This is a genomic window from Desulfovibrio sp. ZJ746, from assembly GCF_011039155.1.
Classification (GTDB): Bacteria; Desulfobacterota; Desulfovibrionia; order Desulfovibrionales; family Desulfovibrionaceae; genus Desulfovibrio.
Map to the genome: position 1 here is coordinate 18,559 of NZ_JAAKEK010000004.1, position 21,941 is coordinate 40,499.

Sequence of the window (21,941 nt, forward strand, 5' to 3'; positions counted from 1 at the left end):
CCCGCTTGCCAAGGCGCTTTTGCCGTGCTTGCCGTGGCCCCCGTCTCCCGCTAGAAAGAAGGTGCCGCGCATCCCCGCAGCGCCCCATGCCCCGGAGCCCGCATGCAGCGTTATCCCGTCCCCGCCGCCACGGCCGCCGAGCCCCACTGCTCCGAGAGCGTGGTGCGACGCAGCCGCTTTCTCGCCCAGTGCGCCCGCGCCGCAAGCCCGGCCGAGGCCCGCGCCTTTGTGGAGGCCGTGCGGGCGCGCTGGCCGGGCGCCACGCACAATTGCTGGGCCTTTGCCGCCGGCGCGCCAGGGGATACCGCGCGCATCGGCTCTTCCGATGACGGCGAGCCCCACGGCACGGCCGGCCGCCCCATGCTTCAGGTGCTGTTGCACAGCGGCGTGGGCGAGGCCTGCGTGGTGGTGACGCGCTGGTTCGGCGGCGTCAAGCTGGGCACCGGCGGCCTCGTGCGCGCCTATCAGGACGCGGTGCGCGAAAACCTCGCCGGGCTTGCGTGCGTGGAACGCGTGCCGCAGGCCGTAGCCGACGTGGTGCTGGACTACGCCTGTCTCGACGCCCTGCGCCGCCAGCTCCCGGCTCTCGAGGCCGTGGTGGATGCCGAAGACTATGCCGAGCGCGCCCGCCTGCGCCTGCTCCTCCCCGAGGAGCGCGTGCAGGCGCTCTCCGCGGCGCTCGCCGCTGTCAGCAATGGCGGCGCGTCCCTGAAGCTTGTGGAGGAACTTCCGCCCGCGCCCGAGTGAGCGCCTTCGCCTCCCCGGCCGCCGCCCGGGCGAGGTCGTCGCGCCCATGGTCGGCGCGCAGGGCCGCGCGCAACCGGGCCGCGCCCCGCGCCACCGTGGGATAGCGGATGGCGGAAATATGGATGCCGGCCCCGCGCAGGTGTTCCGCCGCGGCCACGGCCACGCGCTCGTCGCCGGCCATGAGCGGCACGATGGCGGTCTCGCCCGGGGCTTCCACGCCGTGCTCGCGCAGGCAGGCGCGGAAAAAGGCCGCATTTTCCTGGAGGCGCGCCACGCGCCCCGGCCCCGCCCCGAGAATGTCGAGCGCGGCCAGCGCCGCGCCAACGGGCGCCGGCGAAAGCGCGGTGGAAAAGACGAAGCTGCGCGCCTTGTGGCGCAGCCATTCCATGAGCCGCGCCGGGCCGCGCACATAGCCGCCGTCCGCGCCGAGAGCCTTGCTGAGCGAGCCCGTAAAGATGTCGGGCTCCGGGCCCGTGAGCCCGAAATGCTCGCAGATGCCGCGGCCCGTGCGGCCGGTGACGCCAAGGGCGTGCGCCTCGTCCAGCACGGTGACGAGGCCGTGGCGCCCCGCCACTTCCATGAGGCCCGGGAGGTCGGCCATGTCGCCGTCCATGCTGAACACGGCGTCGCTCACCACCACGCGCCGGCGCCCCGGATGCTCCCGCGCGAGGCGGTCCAGCGCCGCCATGTCGTTGTGCGGATAGACGATCACCCGCGCGCCGGAGAGGCGGCAGCCGTCGATGATGCTGGCATGGTTGAGGCTGTCGCTGAAGATCACGTCGCCCTTGCCGCAGAGCGCCGGGAGGAGGCCCACATTGGCCGCATAGCCCGAGGAAAAGACCAGCGCCGCCTCCGAACCCGCGAAGGCCGCCAGTTCCGCCTCGAGCCGGCCGTGCAGCGGAAGCGTGCCCGTGGTCAGGCGCGAGCCCCCCGTGCCCGCGCCGTATGCGCCCAGCGCTTCGGCGGCCGCGGCCTTGACGCGCGGCTCGGCCGCAAGGCCCAGGTAATCGCCGGAGGCGAGCTCGAGCAGTTCGCGCCCCGCCTGGCGTACGCGCGGTCCCGGCGCGCTTTCAAATACCTCGATGTTCCGATAGAGGCCCGCGGTTTTGGCCTCTTCCAGTTCCTCCTCCACAAAGGCCAGGCTCTCCCGTCGGACGACGCCCCGCGCAGCTTCCGGGCCGGCCTCTTTCAAAAAGGGCGGAGGCGGGGGCACCTGTTCCACCAGCACCGGCCGGCGCTCGAGAAAGGCCACGGTGTCCGCCACGGCTTCCCTCGGGCCCCGGTAGAGGAAGATGCGGCCGCCGCGCGGGGAGCCTGCCGGCTTGAGGCGCTCGATGCGCACATAGCCGAGGCGCGGGCCGGCCACATAGCCGGTCACATAGTCGGGGTCGTCCGAAATGCAGAGTTCGGCGACGATATGCGGGGCCGCGCACCCCTTGGCAGCGAGCACGGCCGCCTCCCGGTAGTGCCGCTTGCCGTCCGGCGCCTCGGGGAGGGCGCCATCCGGCGCCACGTCCATGCGCGTGGCGCGCACGCCGCGCTCCGGGTCGGGCTCCAGCCTTTCCAGCGTGACCGCGTCCACGAGCATGGCCCCGCGCAAAGGGGGGCTCTCCAGCAGAAGCCGGATGGCCGCCCCGGGTTCGGGCACGCCGGCCTCGCGCAGGAGGCCGGCGGCGAGGCGCAGGCCCGTTTCGGCGTCGGGGCAGGCCAGGGCGCGCGCGGGCAGCGCCGGGATGCGCAGCAGCGTAGCCTCGTCCAGCGCTTCGACACTGATATGGATTGTGTCCGGCCGCCCCTTGGGGTGAGTGAGAGCGCGGCGGGCGAGGTCCGCGGCGACGCCGGGAACGGCGGCGGCCGTGACGATGCGCTCGGCGCCGGAGATGTGCTCGGGCTCTTGCCGGGACCGGGCGCGGGAGGCCCGCATGCGGGTGCTGTACAGGGGCACGTCAGGCAAGGGCGGGGCGCGGCTGGCCGCCGGGACAGGTGCGCCTAGCCGCCAAGATAGGCTTCCTTGACCTTGGGGTCTTCCAAAAGCTCGCGGCCCGGGCCCTCCAGCACCACGCGCCCCACCTCGAGGATATAGGCGTAATTGGCCACGGAAAGCGCGGCATAGGCGTTCTGCTCCACGAGCAGGACGGTCTTGCCGTCCTCGTTGATCTTGCGGATGATGCCGAAGATCTCGCGCACGAGCAGGGGTGCCAGGCCCAGCGAGGGCTCGTCAAGCATGAGCAGGTCGGGCCGGCTCATGAGCGCGCGGCCCACGGCGAGCATTTGCTGCTCGCCGCCCGAGAGCGTGCCGCCCTTCTGCCACGAGCGCTCGCGCAGGCGCGGGAAGAGCGTGTACACCCAGTCCATGTCCTCGGCGATGCCTTCCTTGTCGTCGCGGGAGTAGGCGCCGAGGTGCAGGTTCTCCTCCACGGTGAGGTGCGGCAGGATGCGCCGGCCCTCGGGCGAGAGGGCGATGCCGCGGCGCACCATCTGCTCGGGCCTGAGGCCCATGAGCGAGACCGGCTCGTCCCCGGCGTGGCGCCGGAAGAGGATCTCGCCCGAGATGGTCTTGTTGAGCCCGGCCACGGAGCGGATGATGCTGCTCTTGCCCGCGCCGTTGGCGCCGATGAGCGTCACGATGGCCCCGTGCGGGATGGAGAGGCTCACGCCCTGCACCGCCTGGATGCCGCCGTAGCGGACGTGGAGATCCTTGATTTCAAGCATGTTGCACCAACACGTCCTCGCCGAGGTAGGCGCGGATGACCAGGGGATCGTTGCGCACCGCGTCGGGCGTGCCCTCGGCGATGAGCGCGCCGTATTCCATGACCCAGATGTATTCGCACACGCCCATGACCACCTTCATGTCGTGCTCGATGAGCAGGATGGTGAGCTTGAACTCGTCGCGGATATGGCCGATGAAGTGCATGAGCTCGAGGCTTTCCTGCGGGTTCATGCCGGCCGCGGGCTCGTCCAGAAGGAGCAGGCGCGGCTCGGTGGCCAGCGCCCGGGCGATCTCGAGGCGGCGCTGCGCCCCGTAGGGGAGGCTGCCGGCGGTCTCGTCCAGCTGCTCCGAGAGGTGCACGCGCTCGGCGAGGCGGCGCCCCTTTTCGCGCAGCTCCTCCTCCTCGCGGTAGAAGCGCGGCAGGCCCAGCGGCGCCATCCACCACGGGCAGTGGCGGCGCACATGGCAGCCCACCATGATGTTCTCGAGCACAGTCATCTGCGGCGAGAGCCGGATGTTCTGGAAGGTGCGCGCCATGCCCAGGCGGCAGATGTCGTTGGGCTCCTTGCCGCGGATGCTCGCGCCGTCGAAGGTGATCTCGCCTTCCTGCGGCGTGTAGAAGCCGGAAAGCACGTTGAACACCGTGGTCTTGCCGGCGCCGTTGGGGCCGATGATGCCCGCGATGGCGCCTGTGGGCAGCGCCAGCGAGAGGTCGCTCACGGCCGTGACGCCGCCGAAGCGCATGGTCACATTGCGCGCGAGCAACAGCGCGCCCGCATAGTCCGGGGGCGTGGGAAGGACGAAGCCGCTCATGCCTTCTCCCTCCTCTCAAGCCGCCGGAAAAAGGCGAAGATGCGGTTCCATGTGAGCTCGCGCGTGCCCATGATGCCCTCGCGCCGCTTGAGGATGATGACGAGCAGCACCACCGAGAAGACCACCATGCGCATGCCCGGGATGCCCGGTATCTCGATGAAGCCCAGGTCCATGGGCTCCTCGAGGAAGCGCAGCCACTCGAGCAGGATGGTGATGACGGTGGCCCCGAGGATGCTGCCCGTGAGCGAGCCCAGCCCGCCGGCCACCACGAACATGAGCACGTTGAAGGTCAAGAGGAAGTTGAACATCTTGGGGTCGATGGTGGAGAGGTGGCTGCCCAGAAGCGCCCCGCCGATGCCCGCGAAAAAGGCGCCGATGCAGAACGAGAGCACCTTGTTCCAGAAGACGTTGATGCCCATGACGCTGGCCGCGATCTCGTTGTCGCGGATGCAGCGCAGCACATTGCCGAAATTGCTGTAACACAGGCGCGCGAGCACGATGAGCGTGAACAGCGCCCAGCCGTAGCAGACGAGCAGGGTGGCGTGGCCCGGGATGCCCTTGATGCCGAGCGAGCCGTTGGTGATGGGCGTGGCGTTGACGATGAGCACGCGGATGATCTCGGCGAAGGCCAGGGTCGCCATGCCGAGATAGTCGTCGCCCAGGCGCAGCACGGGCACGGCAATGAAGATGGCGAACACGCCCGCGAAGAGGCCGCCGCCGAGCACCGAGACCCAGAAGGGCGTGAGCAGGTCCGAGAAGGGCCAGATGATGGGCTCCAGAATCCACATGATTTCTTTCTGCGCGGGCGGCAAAATGCACAATGCCGACACATAGGCGCCGATGGCGATGAAGCCCGCGTGCCCCAACGAAAAGAGCCCGGTGAAGCCGTAGATGAGGTTCAGCGAGAGCGCGAGGATGATATTGATGAAGATGAGCTTGGCGATGTAGATCTGGTAATCGCCGAGAAAGGCCTCCGCCTGCCAGAGCACCAGGCCGAAAATGACCATGGTGGCGATGCTAAGAAAGGTGTTGCGGTCGAGGCGCATCAGATTTTCTCCTCCATGCGCTCGCCCAGAAGGCCCGTGGGTTTCACGAGCAGGACGAGGACGAGGAGGATGAAGGCGAAGGCGTCGCGATAGCCGGAGAGCTCGGGCATGAAGGCCACGGTCATGATCTCCACGAAGCCGAGGGCCACGCCGCCGAGCACCGCGCCCTCGATGGAGCCGATGCCGCCGAACACCGCCGCGATAAAGGCCTTGAGGCCCGGCATCACGCCCATGTAGGGGTGCACCTGCGGGTAGCGCAGGGCCCACATGATGCCGGCGGCCGCCGCCAGCGCCGAGCCGAGCCCGAAGGTGAGCGCGATGACATTGTCCACCTTGACGCCGAGAAGCCGCGTGGTCTCGATGTCTTTCGAGATGGCGCGCATGGCGAGGCCGGGCTTGGTGCGGTAGACGATATAGAGCAGGATGCAGACGAGGATGATGGTCATCCCGGGCACGAAGGCGGCCAGATGGGTGATGCGCAGGTTGCCGATCTGCCAGGCGTTGGTCAGCCATTCGGGCTGGAGCACCGGCCTGGGCTGGCCCGTGAAGATGACCACGGCGAGGCTTTCGATGAGGAAGGACACGGCGATGGCGCTGATGAGCGCCGAGATGCGCGGCGCGTCGCGCAGGGGCTTGTAGGCCACGCGGTCGATGATGACGCCGAGCAGCCCGGCCGCCAGCACGGAAATCACGGCCGCCACGGCCCAGGGCCAGCCGAAGGCGAAGGTGCCGAAAAAGATGAAGTAGGCGCCCACCATGAGGATGTCGCCGTGGGCGAAGTTGATGAGGCGCAGGATGCCGTAGACCATGGTGTAGCCGATGGCGATGAGCGCGTAGAGCGAGCCAAGGGTCAGGGCGTTGAAGCAGTGCTGGAGAAACATCTCAAAGCTCATGGGCCACCTCTGCGGCACGGGTGCGGAAAAGGCGGCGCCCGGCCCCCGAAGGAGCGCGGGCGCCGCCGGAACAGCCGCTGCCGCTTACTTGGGCGTCACTTCGCCCACATACATGCGCTTGCCGTCCTTGTATTCGATGATGCCCACGGGCATTTCGGCGTCGTGGGTCTCGTTGATGGAGAGCTTGCCAAGGGCCGTGGGCAGTTCCACGGTCTCGGCGAGCGCCTTGGCGATGGCTTCGGGCTCGGCCTTGCCCGCGCGCTTGATGGCGTCGAGAATGAGGAAATAGCAGTTGTAGCCGAGCGCGCCGTTAACATTGGTGTCCTTGTCGGGATAGGCCTTCTTCCAGGCCTCGGTGAAGCGCTTGGCCTCTTCGCTCATGTTGGCCATGGTGGGGTCATAGGGGAAGGTGGTGTGCAGGAAGCCTTCCACCGCCTTGCCGCCCAGCTTCACCGTGTCCGGGTTGTCCATGGCGTCGCCGCCCATGAGGCGGAACTTGGCGCCGAGCTCGCGCGCCTGCTTCATGATAATGGCGCCCTCGGCGAAATAGGCGGGCATGAAGACGACATCCGGGTTCTTGGCGATGAGCTCGGTGAGCTGGGCCGTGAAGTCCTGGTCGCCGGAGCTGTACTTGAGGTTGGCCACCACTTCGCCGCCGAGCTTCTTGAAGGAGCGGGTGAAGAAGTTGGAGAGGCCAACGGCGTAGTCATTGGTCATGTCCATGAGCACGGCGGCCTTCTTGGCGCCCAGGCTGTCATGGGCATAGGTGGCCGCGGCCGCTCCCTGGTAGGGGTCGATGAAGCAGGCGCGGAAATAGTACTTCTTGCCCTGGGTCACGAGCGGGTTGGTGCAGGAGGTGCCAACGCCGGGGACGCCGGCCTTTTCGCCGATCTCGGCGCCGGCCATGGCCAGCGAGGAGCCGTAGGTGCCGATGAAGGCCACGACCTTGTCGCGCTCGATGAGGCGCTTCACCGCGTTGGCGGCCTCCACCTTGTCGGACTTGTTGTCCACCACCACGAGCTCGACGGGGCGGCCGAGCACGGTGGGCATTTCCTGGTGGGCGAGCTTGACGCCTTCGAGCTCAAGCTGGCCGCCAAAGGCGTTCTGCCCGGTGAGCGGCAGGTAGACGCCGATCTTGATGGGGTCCTTGTCGGAAGCGGCGTCGGCCGCGAGGGCGGCCTGGGCGCCGAAGCCCAGGACGAGCGCCGCGAAGAGCGCGAGGGTCTTGCCGAATTTCATGCGTTTCCTCCCAAAGGGTTGCGGCGTGTCCGCCGGATAGGCGCGGGGACGCTGGGCGCGCCGCCGCGTCCTCTCCCCCGGAGCCGGGAGGCGGAAATACCAAGGCGCGGCCGGACAACGGGGAAAATCACCGTCGTCGGGACGCGCCCGCGGCGGTCTTCCGCCGGGGGGTGCCGGGAGAGTTGGCCGCAGCATACGCTACGCCCGGGCTTTCTGCAATCAGAATATGGGGCTGCCTACCCCCGCGTGGGGGCCTGCCGGGTGCGCCGGGGCCCCCGCAGGCAGGCTTCTTTGAGCTGTGCAAGGTATTTTGCAGATATGCAGTCGGTTTCGTGGAAAACATGGGCTGAAAAAATCCCTGAAATCGTCTCCATGTCGAGCGCTGCTGCCCGCAGGGCGGTGGCCGTCCGTTCCCGCTGCTCCACGGTACTTTCCTTATGTGATGCCGTGATGCAGAGCGCTGCTAAAAGATACATGCTTCGAGGCAACGCAGCGAGTTTATGGAAAAGAAAGGTATAAACGATGTGTTGTGGAACACGTGAAAACGCCTGTTTCATGAAGGAGAGCAACGCGGAAAAGGCGAGTTCATTGGGGGCGATGGTGGCATGATAGGCGATGAGCTCATCAATCGCCGCCAGCGTAAGAGAGCCGTTGGGAGGGATGGCCCTGAACACATTGTACCAGAAATTTTCCGGCGTGAGCTGGCGCATGGCTTCCGGGTTCTTTTTCCGCAGGCAATGGCAGCGCAGGGTGGCGAGCACCGGATTTTCCGCAAGGACATTTTTGTCGAGCACCTTCCAAGCGGGCAACGCCTGGGGAAAATCGGCGGAAATGATGTGCCGGATAGCCTCGCAGTGCCGGGCAAGGCTCTTGCCGAAAAAGGGGAATTGCTCGCTGCGGAATTTGAGAAGGCGCGCCTTCCAGCGCCAGAGTTCTTTTTGCGCCCGGGCCAGGGCCCGGAGAGCCTCGGCACCCGTGGTCGTCACATAGCCGTATGCGTTTTCCCCCGGCCGTTCCCGGCTGTCGGGCCTGAGATAGAGAGCCGGCCTGAGGGAAGAAAAAATCCATGAACCGTCAATGCCGGACCAGTCGGTAAGCAGAAAATCTGACCGCGATATCCAGTACTTATTGTCATCCCTTGTCGAAAAGATGAAGCGGGGTTCATGGCGCCAGCTTTCCGCAAAATTCAGGATGAACTCCCGCCCCCGGTCAGCCATGGACGGGGAAAAAACAAAAGTCCCGTCCGGGTGTTCCCGGAAGAAGCCCTCCACGAATGCCGACCATTCGCGCACCGTTCTGGCGATTTTTTCCGCATTGTCGCCGATCATGTGCTCGGAGCTCAACGGGTAAAAGGAAACGATGCCCGTGGCCGCCCGGGCCTTTCGCACCCTGGCGCGGGCTTCCGCGAGAAGGTCAAGCTTGATGGAGCCTGCAGGGATGACGGCGAGCTGCGGATTATGCTGGACGCTCAAAAAGGAGGGCACCAGGGAGTAGTCAAAGGCACAGGAAAATTTTGCATTGATCTCCACGATATAGTCGTTGTAATAATTACGCGCGATATTCTGGTTCCCTGTGGCGACATGATTTAGATACAGCACCTTCCCGTGGAAGCCGTCTATCCTGTAGTAGTCAGCCACATAATCATGTGTGACGAGCAGGTCGATGCAGGGCAGAAAGCGGAGCAGCTTCCTGTCGTCAAGCACATAAAAATTCCGGCTCTCCCCTCCCAGAGCCGCCACAAGGGCAACCGCGTTTTCCTTCAGGAGAAAGAGAACGGCAATGCCCTTCTGCCGCAGCGCGGATTCCAACGCCAGCAGCACATCCACGTTTTGCCGCGGCTGGGTCGTGGCCCAGAGCGCCACAGCCTTTTTCCCGCAAAGGCTTTCATTCACGCGTGCGCAGTCTTCGGCAGTCGCCAAAGGCGTAAAAGTGGGGGCTTGAACCATTTTTTCCCCAAAACGTGAAGCGATAATAATGAGAACGGCCCGCCCCTCCCGCCGCATGCCGGGTTCTCCGGCAGGAGAGCACATTGTGTTTCCTATGCCCGACACCGCCGGCAGGGTCAATAGAGGAGCGGACGGGCTTTGCCGCAAGCGCGCGGGGGCTGAGCAAGGCCGCGCCCATTGCCCTTGGCGCGGCTTTGGGATATAGGGCACGAATGAAGGATACCGTCACCCCTGCTCCCCTTTCCGGCGGCGCGGCCGGCCAGCCCGTGAGCCCGGGCACCCCCGCAGGCCGCGCCGTGCCCCTGGCTGAACGGCTCGCCGCGCTTGCCGCCTTTCTCGAAGACCACAAGGCCGAAGACGTGGTGAGCCTTGAGCTTGCCGGCGAAAACGCCTTTGCTGAGGCCATGCTCGTGGCCACGGCGGGCTCCATGCGCCAGGCCCAGGCGCTGGCCGACGGCGTGGCCGAGCTCTCACGCGAGCGCGGCTTCGAGTGCCTGCGCATCGAGGGCTATGCCGCGGCCCAATGGATCCTTGTGGACTGCAACGACATCATCATCCATATCTTGCTCGCGCCCGCGCGCGAGCTGTACCGGCTGGAAGACCTGTGGGGCCGCGCCGTCCAGGGCCGCGCCGCACACTCCGCCGCTTCCCCGAGGGAGGACCGTCCATGACACCGACCCTGCTGCTCATCCTCGACGGCTGGGGCATCGCCCCGCATGACCCTCAGGCCGACAAGGGCGACGCGCCGCTCATCGCCGTCACCCCCAATATCGACGCCCTGCTCAAGAAATACCCCCATTCCCGGCTCACCGCCTCGGGCCGCGCCGTGGGCCTGCCCGAAGGCTACATGGGCAATTCCGAGGTGGGGCACCTCAATATCGGCGCCGGGCGCGTGGTCTACCAGGACATGACGCGCATCGACATCTCGTTGGAGGACGGCTCCTTTAAGGCCAATCCCGTGCTCACGGACCTCATCTCGCGCGTGAAGCGGAGTCATGGCCGCCTGCACCTCACCGGCCTTGTGTCCGACGGCGGCGTGCACAGCCACATCCGGCACCTCGAGGCCATCTGCCGCATGGCGCACGAGGCCGGGGTGCCCGTGCGCATCCACTGCATCATGGACGGGCGCGACACCGACCCCAAGAGCGGCGAGGCCTTCGTGGCCGCTCTCGAAGAGGCCATCAAGGACCATCCCGGCACGCGCATCGCCGGTCTCGTGGGCCGCTTCTACGCCATGGACCGCGACACCCGCTGGGAGCGCGTCAAGGAGGCCTGGGACCTTCTCGCCCATGGCGTGAGCGATGCGGGTCTCTCCGCGCCGGACGCGCTCACGGCCCTCAAGGACGCCTACGCCCGCGGCGAGACCGACGAATTCATCAAGCCCGTGGTCATCGAAAAGGGCCGCGAGGATGGCGAGGCCCCGGGCATGGCCGACGGCGACGGGCTCTTCTTCTTCAACTTCCGCGCGGACCGCATGCGCGAGATCGTCAGCGCCTTCATCGACAAGGATTTCACCGGCTTTGACCGCGGCCGCGTGCCGAAGCTGGACGGCATCGCCTCCATGACGCCCTATGAGGCGAGGTTCAACATCCCCGTGGCCTTCCCCAAGGAGTCCGTCACCGAGGGCCTCGGGGAGGCGGTCTCCAGGGCGGGCCTGAAGCAGCTGCGCCTCGCCGAGACGGAGAAGTACGCCCACGTCACCTATTTCTTCAACGGCGGCGTGGAGGAGCCCTTCCCCGGGGAGGACCGCATCCTCGTGCCCTCCCCGCGCGACGTGGCCACCTATGACCTCAAGCCGGCCATGAGCGCGCGGGAAATCACGGAAAAGTTTCTCGAAGCCTGGGCGAGCGGCAAGTATGACTTCGTGGTCTGCAACCTCGCCAATGGCGACATGGTGGGCCATACAGGCAACCTCAAGGCCGCGGAGGAGGCCTGCGCCGTGGTGGACGAGTGCGTGGGGAAGATGGTCAAGGCCGTGGAGGACCGCGGCGGCCGCATGCTGATCATCGCGGACCACGGCAACTGCGAGGTCATGCTCACGCCCGACGGGCGCCCGCACACCGCGCATACCACCAATCCCGTGCCCTGCATCCTTATCGAGCCGGGCCGGGAGGTGACGGCGCTCGCCGATGGCAAGCTCGCCGACGTGGGCCCGACCCTGCTCAGGCTCTGGGGCCTCGAGCCGCCCGCCGCCATGACCGGCAAGAGCCTCGTTCCCGAGGGCGCGGCCCGTGGCTGAAAAAAGCGCCCGGCCCCAGGCCCCGGTGCCGCCGGACGGCATGGAGATACTCTTTTTCTACCAGTGCCCGCGCTGCGGCAGGCATGTGCCTGTGGTGGCGCCCACCGAGCCGCGCATGATCACCTGCGAGGGGTGCCGCACGTCCTTTCCCATCATCCCGGTGGACGAGCACGGGCTGCACTATATCCGCATCATGCTGGCCGGGGGCAAGGCCGCGGCCGACCCGGACTTTCTGTAGCGGCCCCCGCCTTCCCCATCCCGCACCCCGCAAGGGCGCCCCGGAGAGAGATCCCGGGGCGCCTTTTTGGCGCGCGGTGAGTTTTTTTCGGATAAAGTGCCGATATCTCATGAAAAAAATTCGGTAAAAATTTTTTTACAAAACAGCTTGCTTTTTGTCCGCACTGCCGGTACAAAAATTTTGCCCTGCATGGGGTGGGGCATGTGTTCAAGTGTTCATTTGGGGAAAAGAGAGGAAGGAATCATGAAAAAGCTTTGCACGCTTCTGCTTGCCGCCGGCCTGGTTTTCGGGGCTGCCACCGGCGCGAGCGCCATCGACTTTCAGGCCAAGGGCCAGTGGCTCATGGGTTTCACCGCGGAAGACACCAACCTGATGCACAAGACCCGCGTGGGTGACAAGAAATCCACCAACATGGAGACCCAGTTCGACGCCGTGCAGCGTGTGCGCCTCCAGTTGGACGCCGTCGCCAGCGAGAGCCTCTCCGGCACGGTCTATTTTGAAATCGGCAACACCAACTGGGGCCGCGCCGACCAGGGCGGCGCCCTCGGCGCTGACCAGAAGATCATCAAGCTGAAGCGCGCCTACATCGACTGGATGGTGCCCGAGACGGACCTCAAGTTCCGCATGGGCATCCAGGGCGTGACCCTGCCCAACGCGGCCGGCGGCTCCGCCATCATGGACACCGACGTGGCCGGCATCACCGCCAACTACAAGGTCAACGACAACGTCTCCATCACGGCCCTCTGGGCGCGCCCGCTCAACGACAACTTCGACGGCAACCGCTGGAACGGCCGCCAGGCCGGGGACACCCGCAAGGGCTATCTCGACAACCTCGACCTCTTCAGCCTCATGGTTCCGCTGACCTTTGACGGCTTCGAGGTCACGCCCTGGGCCATGCTCGGCATGAAGGGCGCCAATTCCATGGAAGGCATCGAGGACTGGCAGGGCCGCAGCAGCGGCGACGGCGAGGTGTTCAACACCTCCGACGGCAACCTGCCCTACAGCCTCTATCCCTATCCGGGCATCAATGACCGCATGAACATCGGCGGCACCAGCAAGGGCTACGGCACCCTGTTCTGGGCCGGCCTGCCCTTCACCATCACGGCCTTTGATCCGCTGAACATCGAGGTCGACCTCAACTACGGCTACTCCGAGCCCATGGGCCGCTACTGGGCCATCAAGCAGGGCGCGGAAAAGCGCTCCAGCACCGAGCGCCAGGGCTGGCTGGCCAAGGCCCTCGTGGAGTACAAGATGGATTGGGGCGTTCCCGGCATCTTCGGCTGGTACGGCTCCGGCGACGACGGCAACCCGAAGAACGGTTCCGAGCGCATGCCCTCCATCGTGCCCATGGGCACCTTCACCTCCTTCATGGGCGACGGCAACCTGGGCTGGGTGTGGAACGACTATGCCCTCGACTATGCCGGCACCTGGGGCATCGGCCTCCAGCTGCGCGACATGACCTTCGTGGAAGACCTCACCCACACCTTCCGCGTGGCCTACTGGGGCGGCACCAACAGCACCGGCATGGTCAAGTACATGAACAACTCCTTCGCGTGGAACGACGGCTGGGGTTCCGGCACGAGCCCGTACCTGACCACCAACGACGGCCTGCTCGAGTTCAACCTCGTCAACAACTACAAGATGTACGAGAACTTCGACATCAACCTCGAGCTCGGCTACATCGCCAACTTCATGGACAACGACACCTGGAAGAAGGCCGGCGAGCGCAACTCCTCCTTCCAGAAGCAGGACGCCTGGAAGGCGCAGCTCGTCTTCGCCTACAGCTTCTAGGCACCGGCGCATCACGGAAAACAAAAACGGGGAGCCGCAAGGCTCCCCATTTTTGTGTGGAGGGGGTTTCGGGGACCCGGGCCCGGGAGGTGAGGAGGAGCACCCCGCAAGGCCGCCATTTCAGTGCCTACCAGCAGCCGCAGCCGCCCTGGGGGGCATAGCCGCCGCCCCAGTTGCCGCCCCAGCCGCCGCGATGATGGCCGCCGCGCCGCCCGTGGTGATAGCCGTAGCCGTAGCCGCCGTTCGGGCCCCAGCAGGGGGCGGGGCCGTAGCCCGGGCCGGCATTGGCGGGGCCGCCGTTGCCGGGGCCAAAACCGTTCCGGGGGCCGGGCGCGGCTTCATAGGCCTCGGCCGGGATGCCTTCCTTGGCGAGCTTGGCGCGCAGGTCCACGCGGGCGGCCATGAGCTTGCCGCGCAGCTCGCCGATCTCGCGCGAAAGGCTTTCGATCTTGTCCTTGTCCGGCTCGGGGCTCGCCAGCTGGGCGTCGAGCTCGGCGCGCTTGGCGCGCAGTTTTTCGCGCGTCTCGCTGGTTGCCGCCACGGTCTCGTCGTGGATCTTTTTCGCCTTGGCCTGTTGCTCCGTGGAAAGGCCCGGGTACGCCTGATAGGCCTGGGCGTCGGGGCGGTAGTCGCGGCCCGCGGCCTGGGCCGCGCCGGCCATGCCCAGAGCCAGGATGGCCGCCAGGGCCAAGGTAGTGAGCTTTTTGTTGAACAGGGTCATGATCATCCTCGCTGTTGAAGTTGGGGCGCAAGGGGCGCCGCATCGCTGTGCCCGGCATACAGCAAGCGGCGTGCCATTTTGTCTAATCAACTGATATCCTGAAAAAAATTCAAATGATACTGCCCTGCGGCTTGCGCGGGGGCGCCCCTTGGCGTAACCTTTTTACCCAAGGGCGGCCTATGGCGAGTAAAAAGGTTACAGAAGCGGGAAAAGCGGATACTTTTGACCCAAGTGGCACCCCGGCCGGTGCTCCCACGGGCGCGGCTCCGCACGTGGCCCGGCCGGCCCAGGGCGCCGATGCCTCCCTGTGGCGGCAGGGCCTGCTGCTCGCCGTGGCGGCCCTGCTCGGGCTCGCGGTTGCGGGCATCGCCATCAGCCGGGCCGTGGAGCGGGAGCGGGCGCAGATGCTCGCGGCCATCCACGGCCGCGCCGATTCCCTTGTCTGGGCGCTGGAGGGCGGCGCGCGCCTTCTCGAGCGCGCAGGACCTGCCACGGGCACCCTGGCGCGCCTTGTGGCCGAGGTGGCCCGCCAGCCCGGCGTGGCCTGGATCGCCATCACCGACGCGGCTGGCCGCATTCTTGCGGACAGCAATCCCGAGCTTGAGGGCGCCGCCCTCTACACCCCCGAGGAAATGCGGCGCCTGGCCCCGGGAAGCGTGACGCGCGGCCGCTTCAGCCCGGATGACCCGAGCCTCTATGAAGCCTGGCGCCTCTTCGCGCCGGCGCGACTGCGCGGCATGCCGCGGCGGCACGGCGGCGCCGGGAGGGATGCCCGCTGCGTCTTTGTGGCCCTCGACGTGTCGGGCATGCGGGACGCCCTGGAGGACTATGCCCTCCAGCTCTGGATCGTGGCCGGCCTCATCCTCGTGGCCGGGCTCGCCGTGGCGGGCCTTGCCCTGCTCTTCCGGCGCTACCGCTCCTCGCGGCGCCTGCTCGCCGACGCGGAGGCCCTGGCCGCGCAGGTGGTGCGCAACTATCCGGCCGGCCTCGTGGTGCTGGACACGGCCGGGCGCCTGCGCCTCAGCAATGCCCGCGCCCGGGCCATGCTCGGGCTGGAGGAGGTGGCACCCAAGGGGGCGGCCGCGCCAGCGAGGGGCACCGCGGGCGCAGCCCTCGGCGGCACCGGCCTCGACTGGCCCGCGCTCATGGCCGAGCTGGAGCGGGGCCCGGGCCTCGTGGAACGCGAGCTCGAGCTGTGGCGCCCGCAGGGCGCGCCGCTCCCCGTGCAGCTCACGGCCGCGCGCCTGCTGGACAGCGGCGGCGAGGTGACGGGCTACCTCTTCGCCCTGCGCGACATGGGCGAGATCCGCAGCCTCCAGCGCCAGCTCCGCCAGCACGAGCGCCTCTCTGCCCTGGGCAATCTGGCCGCCGGCCTCGCGCACGAGATCCGCAATCCGCTGAGCTCCATCCGCGGCTATGCCACCTATCTCACCGAGCGGCTCAAGGACGACCCCCTCGGCCACGCCACGGGCCGCATCCTCATTGAGGAAACGGAACGCCTCGACCGCGTGCTCACCGACCTCCTCAGCCTCGCCCGCCCCCGCGATCTTGCGCCCGCGCCCGCGGACCTCGCCGCCGTGATCGACCGGGTGGTGACGGTGGCCGCGCCGGACGCCGCGGAAAAGGGCCTGCGCCTCACGGCGAGCCTCCCCGAGGGGGGGGCCCAAGCCTGCGTGGACGCCGACCGCCTCATGCAGGCCGTGCTCAACCTTGTCATCAACGCCATCCAGGCCACGCCGGCCGGGGGCGAAGTGGAGGCGGCGCTGGAGCGGGACGAGGCAGGCGGGGAGGGCGCGCCCGGCTGGCGCATCCGCGTGCGCGACACGGGCTCGGGCATGTCCGCGGCCACGGCGGCGCAGATCTTCACGCCCTATTTCACCACCAGGGCCAACGGCACGGGCCTCGGGCTCGCCATCGCCCGGCAGGTGGTGGAGCAGCATGGCGGCGCCATCAGCGCGAGCACCTTGCCCGGGCGCGGCACCACCATGACTATCCGGCTGCCCGCCGGGGCCTGCCCGCCGAAGCCCGGGGGGGTCGCCACATGAAGAAGCTCTCCATCCTTGTGGCCGACGACGACGCGGCCCACCGCCGCATGCTCGTGACCCTGCTGGAAAACTGGGGCTATGCCGTGGAGGCCGCGGCTGACGGCGCAGAGGCCGTGCGCCTCGGCCGCGAGCGCCCCTTCGACCTCGCCCTGCTCGACGTGCGCATGCCGGTCATGGACGGCCTCACGGCCCTCACGGAGCTCCATGAGGCGCGGCCCTCGCTCCCCGTGCTGATGATGACCGCGTATTCGGACGTGCCCGCGGCGGTGGAAGCCATCAAGAGCGGCGCCTGGGACTATCTCGCCAAGCCGCTGGACTTCGAGCGGCTCAAGGTCAGCCTGCGCAATGTCTTCGCCCATGCGGACCTTGTGGAGGAGAACGCGGCCCTCTCCCGCCGGCTCGCCGAGGGGGACGCCCACGGCGGCATCCTCGGGCAGAGCGCGCCCATGCGCGAGCTCTGGGAGATGATCCGCACCATCGCGCCCAGCGAGGCTACGGTGCTCGTGGCCGGTGAGTCCGGCACCGGCAAGGAGCTGGCCGCGCGCGCCGTGCATGACCTGAGCCGCCGGGCGCAGGGCCCTTTCGTGGCCGTCAACTGCGGCGCGCTCACCGAGACCCTGCTGGCATCCGAGCTGTTCGGGCACGAGAAGGGGGCCTTCACCGGCGCGGACCGCCGCCATGAGGGGCTGTTCGTGCGGGCGGCCGGGGGCACGCTCTTCCTGGACGAGATCGGCGAGATGCCGCTTTCCATGCAGGTCAAGCTCCTGCGGGTGCTGCAGGAGCGCGAAGTCCTGAGCGTGGGCGGCACGCGCCCCGAGCCCGTGGACGTGCGCGTCATCGCCGCCACCAACCGCGACCTCGCGCGGGAGACAGCCGAGGGCCGCTTCCGCGAGGACCTGTACTACCGCCTCAACGTGGTGACGCTCACCATGCCGCCCCTGCGCGACCGCGAGGGCGACATCGAGCTTTTGGCCCGGCATTTCGCGGCCCGCTTCGGCCGCGCCAACCACAAGCGCGTCGCCGGCATCACCCCGCAGGCGCTGGACATCCTCGCCCGCTATGCGTGGCCGGGCAATGTGCGCGAGCTCGAGAACGTCATGGAGCGGGCGGTCATCCTCATGCCGGGCGAGCATATCGACGCGCGCGAACTGCCGGAGCGGCTGCTTTCTGGCCGGCCCCGGCGCGGCCCCGTGGCGCAGGGTGCGGACGCGGGGGCGGCGAACGCGGGGACTGCCGGGGAGAGCACGGGCGCAGCCCTTGCGGAGAGCGCGGACGGACGCCTGCCCACGCTGGAAGAGGTGGAGCGCGAGGTCATCCTGCGCACCGTGGCCCGCTGCGGCGGCAACAAGAGCGAGGCCGCGCGCGTGCTCGGCATCACCCGCAAGACCCTGCATGCGCGGCTCAACCGCTACGGCGCCGGGCCGGATGGCGGGGAGGAGGGATAAAAGATGGGCATCGTCTTTCTCGTGGGCGGCCGCGGCGCCGGCAAGACCACCGTGGGCCGGGCGCTGGCGCGGGAGCTTTCGTGCGCCTTCACCGACATGGACGACTTTCTCTGCGCCCGCGCGGGCATGAGCGTGGCGGACATCGTTGCCGCCGAAGGCTGGGAGGGCTTTCGCGCGCGGGAATGCGCGGCCCTGCGCGAGGCTGCGGGCGAAGCGGCCCGGGCCGGGGGCGGGGTCATCGCCACCGGCGGGGGCGCCGTGCTGGACGCGGGCAACCGGGACTTTTTGCGCGAAAACGGCGTGGTGGTCTGGCTCTCGCTGCCGCCGGAGACCGCGGCGGAGCGGCTTGCGGCGAGTCCGCTCGCGGCGCAGCGGCCTTCGCTCACCGGGAAGAGCATGCTCGACGAGGTGCGCGAGGTCATGGAGGCGCGGGCGCCGCTCTACGCGGCTTGCGCGCACCATACGGTGGATGCGGCCCCGCCCGCGGGCGAGGTCTGCGCGGCGGTGCTGCGGCATTTGCACGGCGGCGGGGCGCCTGGCGAGTAGCTTTTGGCTGTGCTCTAGCTGGTGGGGGTCGTGTGTCTGGGCTGCCCTCATAATGCCGAAATTATCCGTCTAAAACAGCCTTTTTGGTGCTTGCTGCGTCAGAGAAAAATTTTCTTGGTCGAGTACTTAAGTACACTCCCTGCGAAAATTTTTATCTTCCTTGCAAGCACCAAAAAATCTTATTTTTTAGGATTCTTCCGGCACCAGCACCCGTCTTCCGCTTCGCTCCAGACGGGATTAAGGAGGATCCCTCGCCTGCTGCCCGTCCACATAGCCAAATTTTTTTCGCATTTTGCCATATTTGCGGCCAATACCCTTTGACATAATCCTGACGGGTGTCTATGCTGCAAGAACTTCTTCAGCCATTGTCATCTCTTGTCAGCCACAGGGGGCGCGCGCATGCTGGACCTGAACATCACCCTTCTTTTTCAGCTGGCGAATTTCTTCATAGCCCTCATCGTCCTCAATATCCTGCTCATCCGCCCTGTCCGCGACATCATTAAAAAGCGCAACGGCCTCATGGACGACCTGGCCGGCGAGGCCGACGCCTTCAACGCCGAAGCCACGGAAAAGCTCAACCACTACGAGGCGGAGCTCGCCCGCGCCCGCCAGGAAGCCGGCCTCACCCGTGAGGAAGGCCGCCAGTCCGGCCTCTCGGAGCAGCAGAACATCGTGGGCGAGGCGCAGCAGAGCGCGCGCCAGCTGCTCGCCGAAAACCGCTCCGCCCTGCGCGGCCAGGCCGAGGCGGCGCTCAACGAGCTGCGCAACGGCATCAGCGATTTTTCGGCCAAGGTGGGCGACCGCCTGCTCGGCAACGCCTAGGCCCGGCATGGCGCCGCGCACATCGAACGCAGACCGCAACGGGGGGTGCGTCTTGAGCATCAAAACATTCCGCAACATCCTGCCCGTCCTGCTGCCCGTTCTTCTGGCGGGCCTCGCGTTGCTGGCGGGCCCTTGCGAGGCGCTGGCCTCCGAGGGGCACGAGCCGCGCTGGGGCGACTTCGCCTGGCGCGTGGTGAACCTCGTCATCTTCGTGGGCATCCTCTGGTATTTCGTGGGCGGCCTCACCAAGCGTTTCCTGAAAGGACGCCAGCAGACCATCAAGGATACCCTTGATGAGCTCGAAAAGCGCCGCAAGGAGGCGCGGGAGCACCTCGACGCCATCGAGGCGCGCATCGCCAACCTGGACGCCGAGCGCAAGGCCATCCTTGAGGAAAGCAAGGCCCAGGCCGCGCGCCTCAGGCAGAACATTGTGGACGAAGCCCGGCGCCAGGCCGGCCAGATCGTCGACCAGGCCCGCCGCGCCGCCGAAAACGAGGGCCGCGCCATGCGCGACCAGGTGCGCGCGACGCTCGCCGACGAGATCGTGGAAGCCACGGAAAAGGCCCTGCGCGGCAAGCTCACCGAGCAGGATCATGACCGGCTCATCGCCAACTCTCTGGACAAGGTGGTGCTGCGTTGACCGACACCGTTGTTGCGAGAAGATACGCCAGCGCCCTGTTTTCGCTGGGCCGGCGTGAGGGCGGCGACGCCCTTGGAAGGCACGGGGCCTGCCTCGCGGCCTTGGGCGAAATGGTGGTCGAAGAGCCGAAACTCGGCTCTTTGCTGAAAAGCCCGGTCATCGGCGTGGAGGAAAAAAAGGGCGTGCTCGGCGCGCTGCTCGACAAGCTCGGCGCCGACAAGACCATGCGGAATTTCTGCTTTCTTCTGGCGGACAAGGAGCGCCTCGGCTCCCTGCGCCAGATCGCCGACTGGTACGGCATCCTCCTCGACGAGGCCAATGGTGTCCTCAGGGGCAAGGTCATCACCGCAGTGAAGCTCTCCACGGAGAAGCAGGCGAAGCTCAAGGCCGAGCTCGCCAAAAAGAGCGGCGGCGACATCGAGCTTGCCTTCAGCGTGGACCCGGAGATCCTCGGTGGCATGGTGCTGGCCGTGGGAGACAAGGTGCTGGATTCGAGCCTGCGCGCGCAGCTGGGGATCCTCCGCGAGACTTTCAAGAGGGGTGTGTAGATGCAGATCAAAGCCGATGAGATCAGCAAGATCATCGAAGATCAGATCCAGAACTATGACCAGCGCGTGGAGATGAGCGAGACCGGCACCGTGCTCTACGTGGGCGACGGCATCGCCCGCGTGCACGGCGTCGAAAACGCCATGTCCATGGAGCTTCTGGAATTCCCCGGCGGCGTCATGGGCATGGTGCTCAATCTGGAAGAAGACAACGTGGGTGTCGCGCTTCTGGGCTCCGACGTGGGCATCAAGGAGGGCGACCCGGTCAAGCGCACGGGCCGCATCTTCTCCGTGCCCGTGGGCGAGAAGGTCATGGGCCGCGTGCTCAACCCCCTGGGCGAGCCCATCGACGGCCTCGGGCCCATCGACGCCGACGAGACCCGGCCCGTGGAAATCAAGGCCCCGGGCATCATCCAGCGCAAGAGCGTCCACCAGCCCATGCCCACGGGCCTCAAGGCCATCGACGCCATGACGCCCATCGGCCGCGGCCAGCGCGAGCTCATCATCGGCGACCGCCAGACCGGCAAGACGGCCGTCTGCGTGGACGCCATCCTGGCCCAGAAAGAAACGGGCATCCACTGCTTCTATGTGGCCATCGGCCAGAAGGAGTCCTCGGTGGCGCTCGTGGCCGACGTGTTGCGCAAGCACGGGGCCATGGAATACACCACCATCATCTCGGCCACGGCCTCAGACCCGGCGCCGCTCCAGTACATCGCGGCCTACACCGGCTGCACCATGGCCGAGTACTACCGCGACAACGGCAAGGACGCCCTCATCGTCTACGACGACCTTTCCAAGCAGGCCACGGCCTACCGCCAGATGTCCCTGCTGCTCCGCCGCCCGCCGGGACGTGAGGCCTTCCCCGGCGACGTGTTCTACCTGCACTCGCGCCTGCTCGAGCGCGCGGCCAAACTGAGCGACGAGCTCGGCGGCGGCTCCCTGACGGCGCTGCCCATCATCGAGACGCAGGCGGGCGACGTGTCGGCCTATATCCCGACCAACGTCATCTCCATCACCGACGGCCAGGTCTATCTCGAGCCGGCCCTGTTCAACGCCGGCGTGCGGCCGGCCATCAACGTGGGCCTTTCCGTGTCCCGCGTGGGCGGCGCCGCGCAGATCAAGGCCATGAAGCAGGTGGCGGGCACCATGCGCCTCGACCTCGCCCAGTACCGCGAGCTCGCGGCCTTCGCCCAGTTCGGCTCCGACCTCGACCAGGCCACCAAGGCCAAGCTGGAGCGCGGCGCGCGCCTCGTGGAGCTGCTCAAGCAGCCCCAGTACCAGCCCATGCCCGTGCAGGAGCAGGTGGCCTCCATCTGGGCCGCCACCCGCGGCTACATGGACGACGTGCCCGTGGAAGACATCCGCGCCTTCGAGGCGGACATGCTCACCTTCATGCGCGACACGCGCAAAAACGTGCTCGACGCCATCAAGGAAAAGAAGGTCATCGACGACGAAGTGGAAAAGGGCCTTACCGAAGCCGTCACCGCCTTCAAGCAGAGTCGGCAGGCCTAAGCG

The 21,941-nt window shown here is 67.3% G+C and carries 20 protein-coding genes; 12 read left to right on the forward strand and 8 right to left on the reverse strand.

Translation table 11 applies throughout. The annotated features are described in order from the left end of the window. Positions 1 to 102: 102 nt before the first annotated feature. The gene (locus tag G7Y54_RS07475) at positions 103 to 747 is read left to right on the forward strand and encodes a YigZ family protein (protein WP_165078702.1); all 645 of its coding nucleotides are present in this window, start codon (positions 103 to 105) and stop codon (positions 745 to 747) included. Here G7Y54_RS07475 and G7Y54_RS07480 read toward each other — a convergent pair. The 7 genes from G7Y54_RS07480 to G7Y54_RS07510 all read right to left on the reverse strand — a co-directional run bounded on the left by G7Y54_RS07480 (position 689) and on the right by G7Y54_RS07510 (position 9,514). Further along, positions 689 to 2,692: a 6-carboxyhexanoate--CoA ligase gene (locus G7Y54_RS07480; RefSeq protein WP_165078890.1), complete on the reverse strand. Its 2,004-nt coding sequence runs from the start codon at positions 2,690 to 2,692 to the stop codon at positions 689 to 691. The genes G7Y54_RS07475 and G7Y54_RS07480 overlap by 59 nt on opposite strands. Before the next feature lie 44 nt (positions 2,693 to 2,736). Beyond that, positions 2,737 to 3,459 carry an ABC transporter ATP-binding protein gene (locus G7Y54_RS07485; RefSeq protein ID WP_165078703.1) on the reverse strand — a complete coding sequence of 241 codons (723 nt, stop codon included), beginning with the start codon at positions 3,457 to 3,459 and terminating at the stop codon, positions 2,737 to 2,739. Next, positions 3,452 to 4,270, reverse strand: coding sequence for an ABC transporter ATP-binding protein (locus G7Y54_RS07490; RefSeq protein WP_165078704.1), 819 nt, complete (start codon positions 4,268 to 4,270; stop codon positions 3,452 to 3,454). Before G7Y54_RS07490 ends, G7Y54_RS07485 begins: the two co-directional genes overlap by 8 nt. Beyond that, positions 4,267 to 5,316 (reverse strand): branched-chain amino acid ABC transporter permease, encoded by a 1,050-nt coding sequence (locus G7Y54_RS07495; protein WP_165078705.1) that lies wholly within the window; start codon positions 5,314 to 5,316, stop codon positions 4,267 to 4,269. Before G7Y54_RS07495 ends, G7Y54_RS07490 begins: the two co-directional genes overlap by 4 nt. Then, positions 5,316 to 6,209: a branched-chain amino acid ABC transporter permease gene (locus tag G7Y54_RS07500; protein WP_165078706.1), complete on the reverse strand. Its 894-nt coding sequence runs from the start codon at positions 6,207 to 6,209 to the stop codon at positions 5,316 to 5,318. The genes G7Y54_RS07495 and G7Y54_RS07500 overlap by 1 nt, the downstream gene beginning before the upstream one ends. A gap of 84 nt (positions 6,210 to 6,293) precedes the next feature. Further along, positions 6,294 to 7,448 (reverse strand): ABC transporter substrate-binding protein, encoded by a 1,155-nt coding sequence (locus G7Y54_RS07505; RefSeq protein WP_165078707.1) that lies wholly within the window; start codon positions 7,446 to 7,448, stop codon positions 6,294 to 6,296. A gap of 236 nt (positions 7,449 to 7,684) precedes the next feature. Continuing rightward, a complete protein-coding gene (locus G7Y54_RS07510) occupies positions 7,685 to 9,514 on the reverse strand; it encodes a hypothetical protein (protein ID WP_165078708.1) in 1,830 nt (609 codons plus the stop codon). 92 nt (positions 9,515 to 9,606) lie between these two features. Between G7Y54_RS07510 and rsfS the strand changes: the two genes are divergently transcribed. The 4 genes from rsfS to G7Y54_RS07530 all read left to right on the forward strand — a co-directional run bounded on the left by rsfS (position 9,607) and on the right by G7Y54_RS07530 (position 13,662). Continuing rightward, on the forward strand, positions 9,607 to 10,065 hold the full coding sequence (rsfS, locus tag G7Y54_RS07515) for a ribosome silencing factor (RefSeq protein ID WP_165078709.1): 459 nt from the start codon (positions 9,607 to 9,609) through the stop codon (positions 10,063 to 10,065). Next, the gene (gene gpmI, locus G7Y54_RS07520; protein WP_165078710.1) at positions 10,062 to 11,633 is read left to right on the forward strand and encodes a 2,3-bisphosphoglycerate-independent phosphoglycerate mutase; all 1,572 of its coding nucleotides are present in this window, start codon (positions 10,062 to 10,064) and stop codon (positions 11,631 to 11,633) included. The genes rsfS and gpmI overlap by 4 nt, the downstream gene beginning before the upstream one ends. After that, positions 11,626 to 11,871, forward strand: a complete 246-nt coding sequence (locus tag G7Y54_RS07525) for a hypothetical protein (protein ID WP_165078711.1) — start codon at positions 11,626 to 11,628, stop codon at positions 11,869 to 11,871. The genes gpmI and G7Y54_RS07525 overlap by 8 nt, the downstream gene beginning before the upstream one ends. 243 nt (positions 11,872 to 12,114) lie before the next feature. Next, the gene (locus G7Y54_RS07530; protein WP_165078712.1) at positions 12,115 to 13,662 is read left to right on the forward strand and encodes an outer membrane homotrimeric porin; all 1,548 of its coding nucleotides are present in this window, start codon (positions 12,115 to 12,117) and stop codon (positions 13,660 to 13,662) included. Between the two features lie 127 nt (positions 13,663 to 13,789). Here the strand turns inward: G7Y54_RS07530 and G7Y54_RS07535 are convergent, their stop codons facing one another. Then, positions 13,790 to 14,383 carry a periplasmic heavy metal sensor gene (locus G7Y54_RS07535; protein ID WP_165078713.1) on the reverse strand — a complete coding sequence of 198 codons (594 nt, stop codon included), beginning with the start codon at positions 14,381 to 14,383 and terminating at the stop codon, positions 13,790 to 13,792. 272 nt (positions 14,384 to 14,655) lie between these two features. Here G7Y54_RS07535 and G7Y54_RS07540 point away from each other — a divergent pair, with 272 nt between their 5' ends. The 7 genes from G7Y54_RS07540 to atpA all read left to right on the forward strand — a co-directional run bounded on the left by G7Y54_RS07540 (position 14,656) and on the right by atpA (position 21,938). Beyond that, on the forward strand, positions 14,656 to 16,428 hold the full coding sequence (locus tag G7Y54_RS07540) for an ATP-binding protein (RefSeq protein WP_165078714.1): 1,773 nt from the start codon (positions 14,656 to 14,658) through the stop codon (positions 16,426 to 16,428). Beyond that, positions 16,425 to 17,873, forward strand: coding sequence for a sigma-54 dependent transcriptional regulator (locus G7Y54_RS07545; protein WP_165078715.1), 1,449 nt, complete (start codon positions 16,425 to 16,427; stop codon positions 17,871 to 17,873). Before G7Y54_RS07540 ends, G7Y54_RS07545 begins: the two co-directional genes overlap by 4 nt. 3 nt (positions 17,874 to 17,876) lie before the next feature. After that, positions 17,877 to 18,419 carry a shikimate kinase AroL gene (aroL, locus tag G7Y54_RS07550; RefSeq protein WP_165078716.1) on the forward strand — a complete coding sequence of 181 codons (543 nt, stop codon included), beginning with the start codon at positions 17,877 to 17,879 and terminating at the stop codon, positions 18,417 to 18,419. A gap of 399 nt (positions 18,420 to 18,818) precedes the next feature. Next, the gene (locus G7Y54_RS07555; protein ID WP_165078717.1) at positions 18,819 to 19,241 is read left to right on the forward strand and encodes an ATP synthase F0 subunit B; all 423 of its coding nucleotides are present in this window, start codon (positions 18,819 to 18,821) and stop codon (positions 19,239 to 19,241) included. Between the two features lie 52 nt (positions 19,242 to 19,293). Beyond that, positions 19,294 to 19,881: an ATP synthase F0 subunit B gene (locus G7Y54_RS07560; protein WP_241159413.1), complete on the forward strand. Its 588-nt coding sequence runs from the start codon at positions 19,294 to 19,296 to the stop codon at positions 19,879 to 19,881. Further along, positions 19,878 to 20,429 carry an ATP synthase F1 subunit delta gene (gene atpH, locus G7Y54_RS07565; RefSeq protein ID WP_165078719.1) on the forward strand — a complete coding sequence of 184 codons (552 nt, stop codon included), beginning with the start codon at positions 19,878 to 19,880 and terminating at the stop codon, positions 20,427 to 20,429. The genes G7Y54_RS07560 and atpH overlap by 4 nt, the downstream gene beginning before the upstream one ends. Next, positions 20,430 to 21,938, forward strand: coding sequence for a F0F1 ATP synthase subunit alpha (atpA, locus tag G7Y54_RS07570; RefSeq protein ID WP_165078720.1), 1,509 nt, complete (start codon positions 20,430 to 20,432; stop codon positions 21,936 to 21,938). The last annotated feature ends 3 nt before the right edge of the window (positions 21,939 to 21,941 follow it).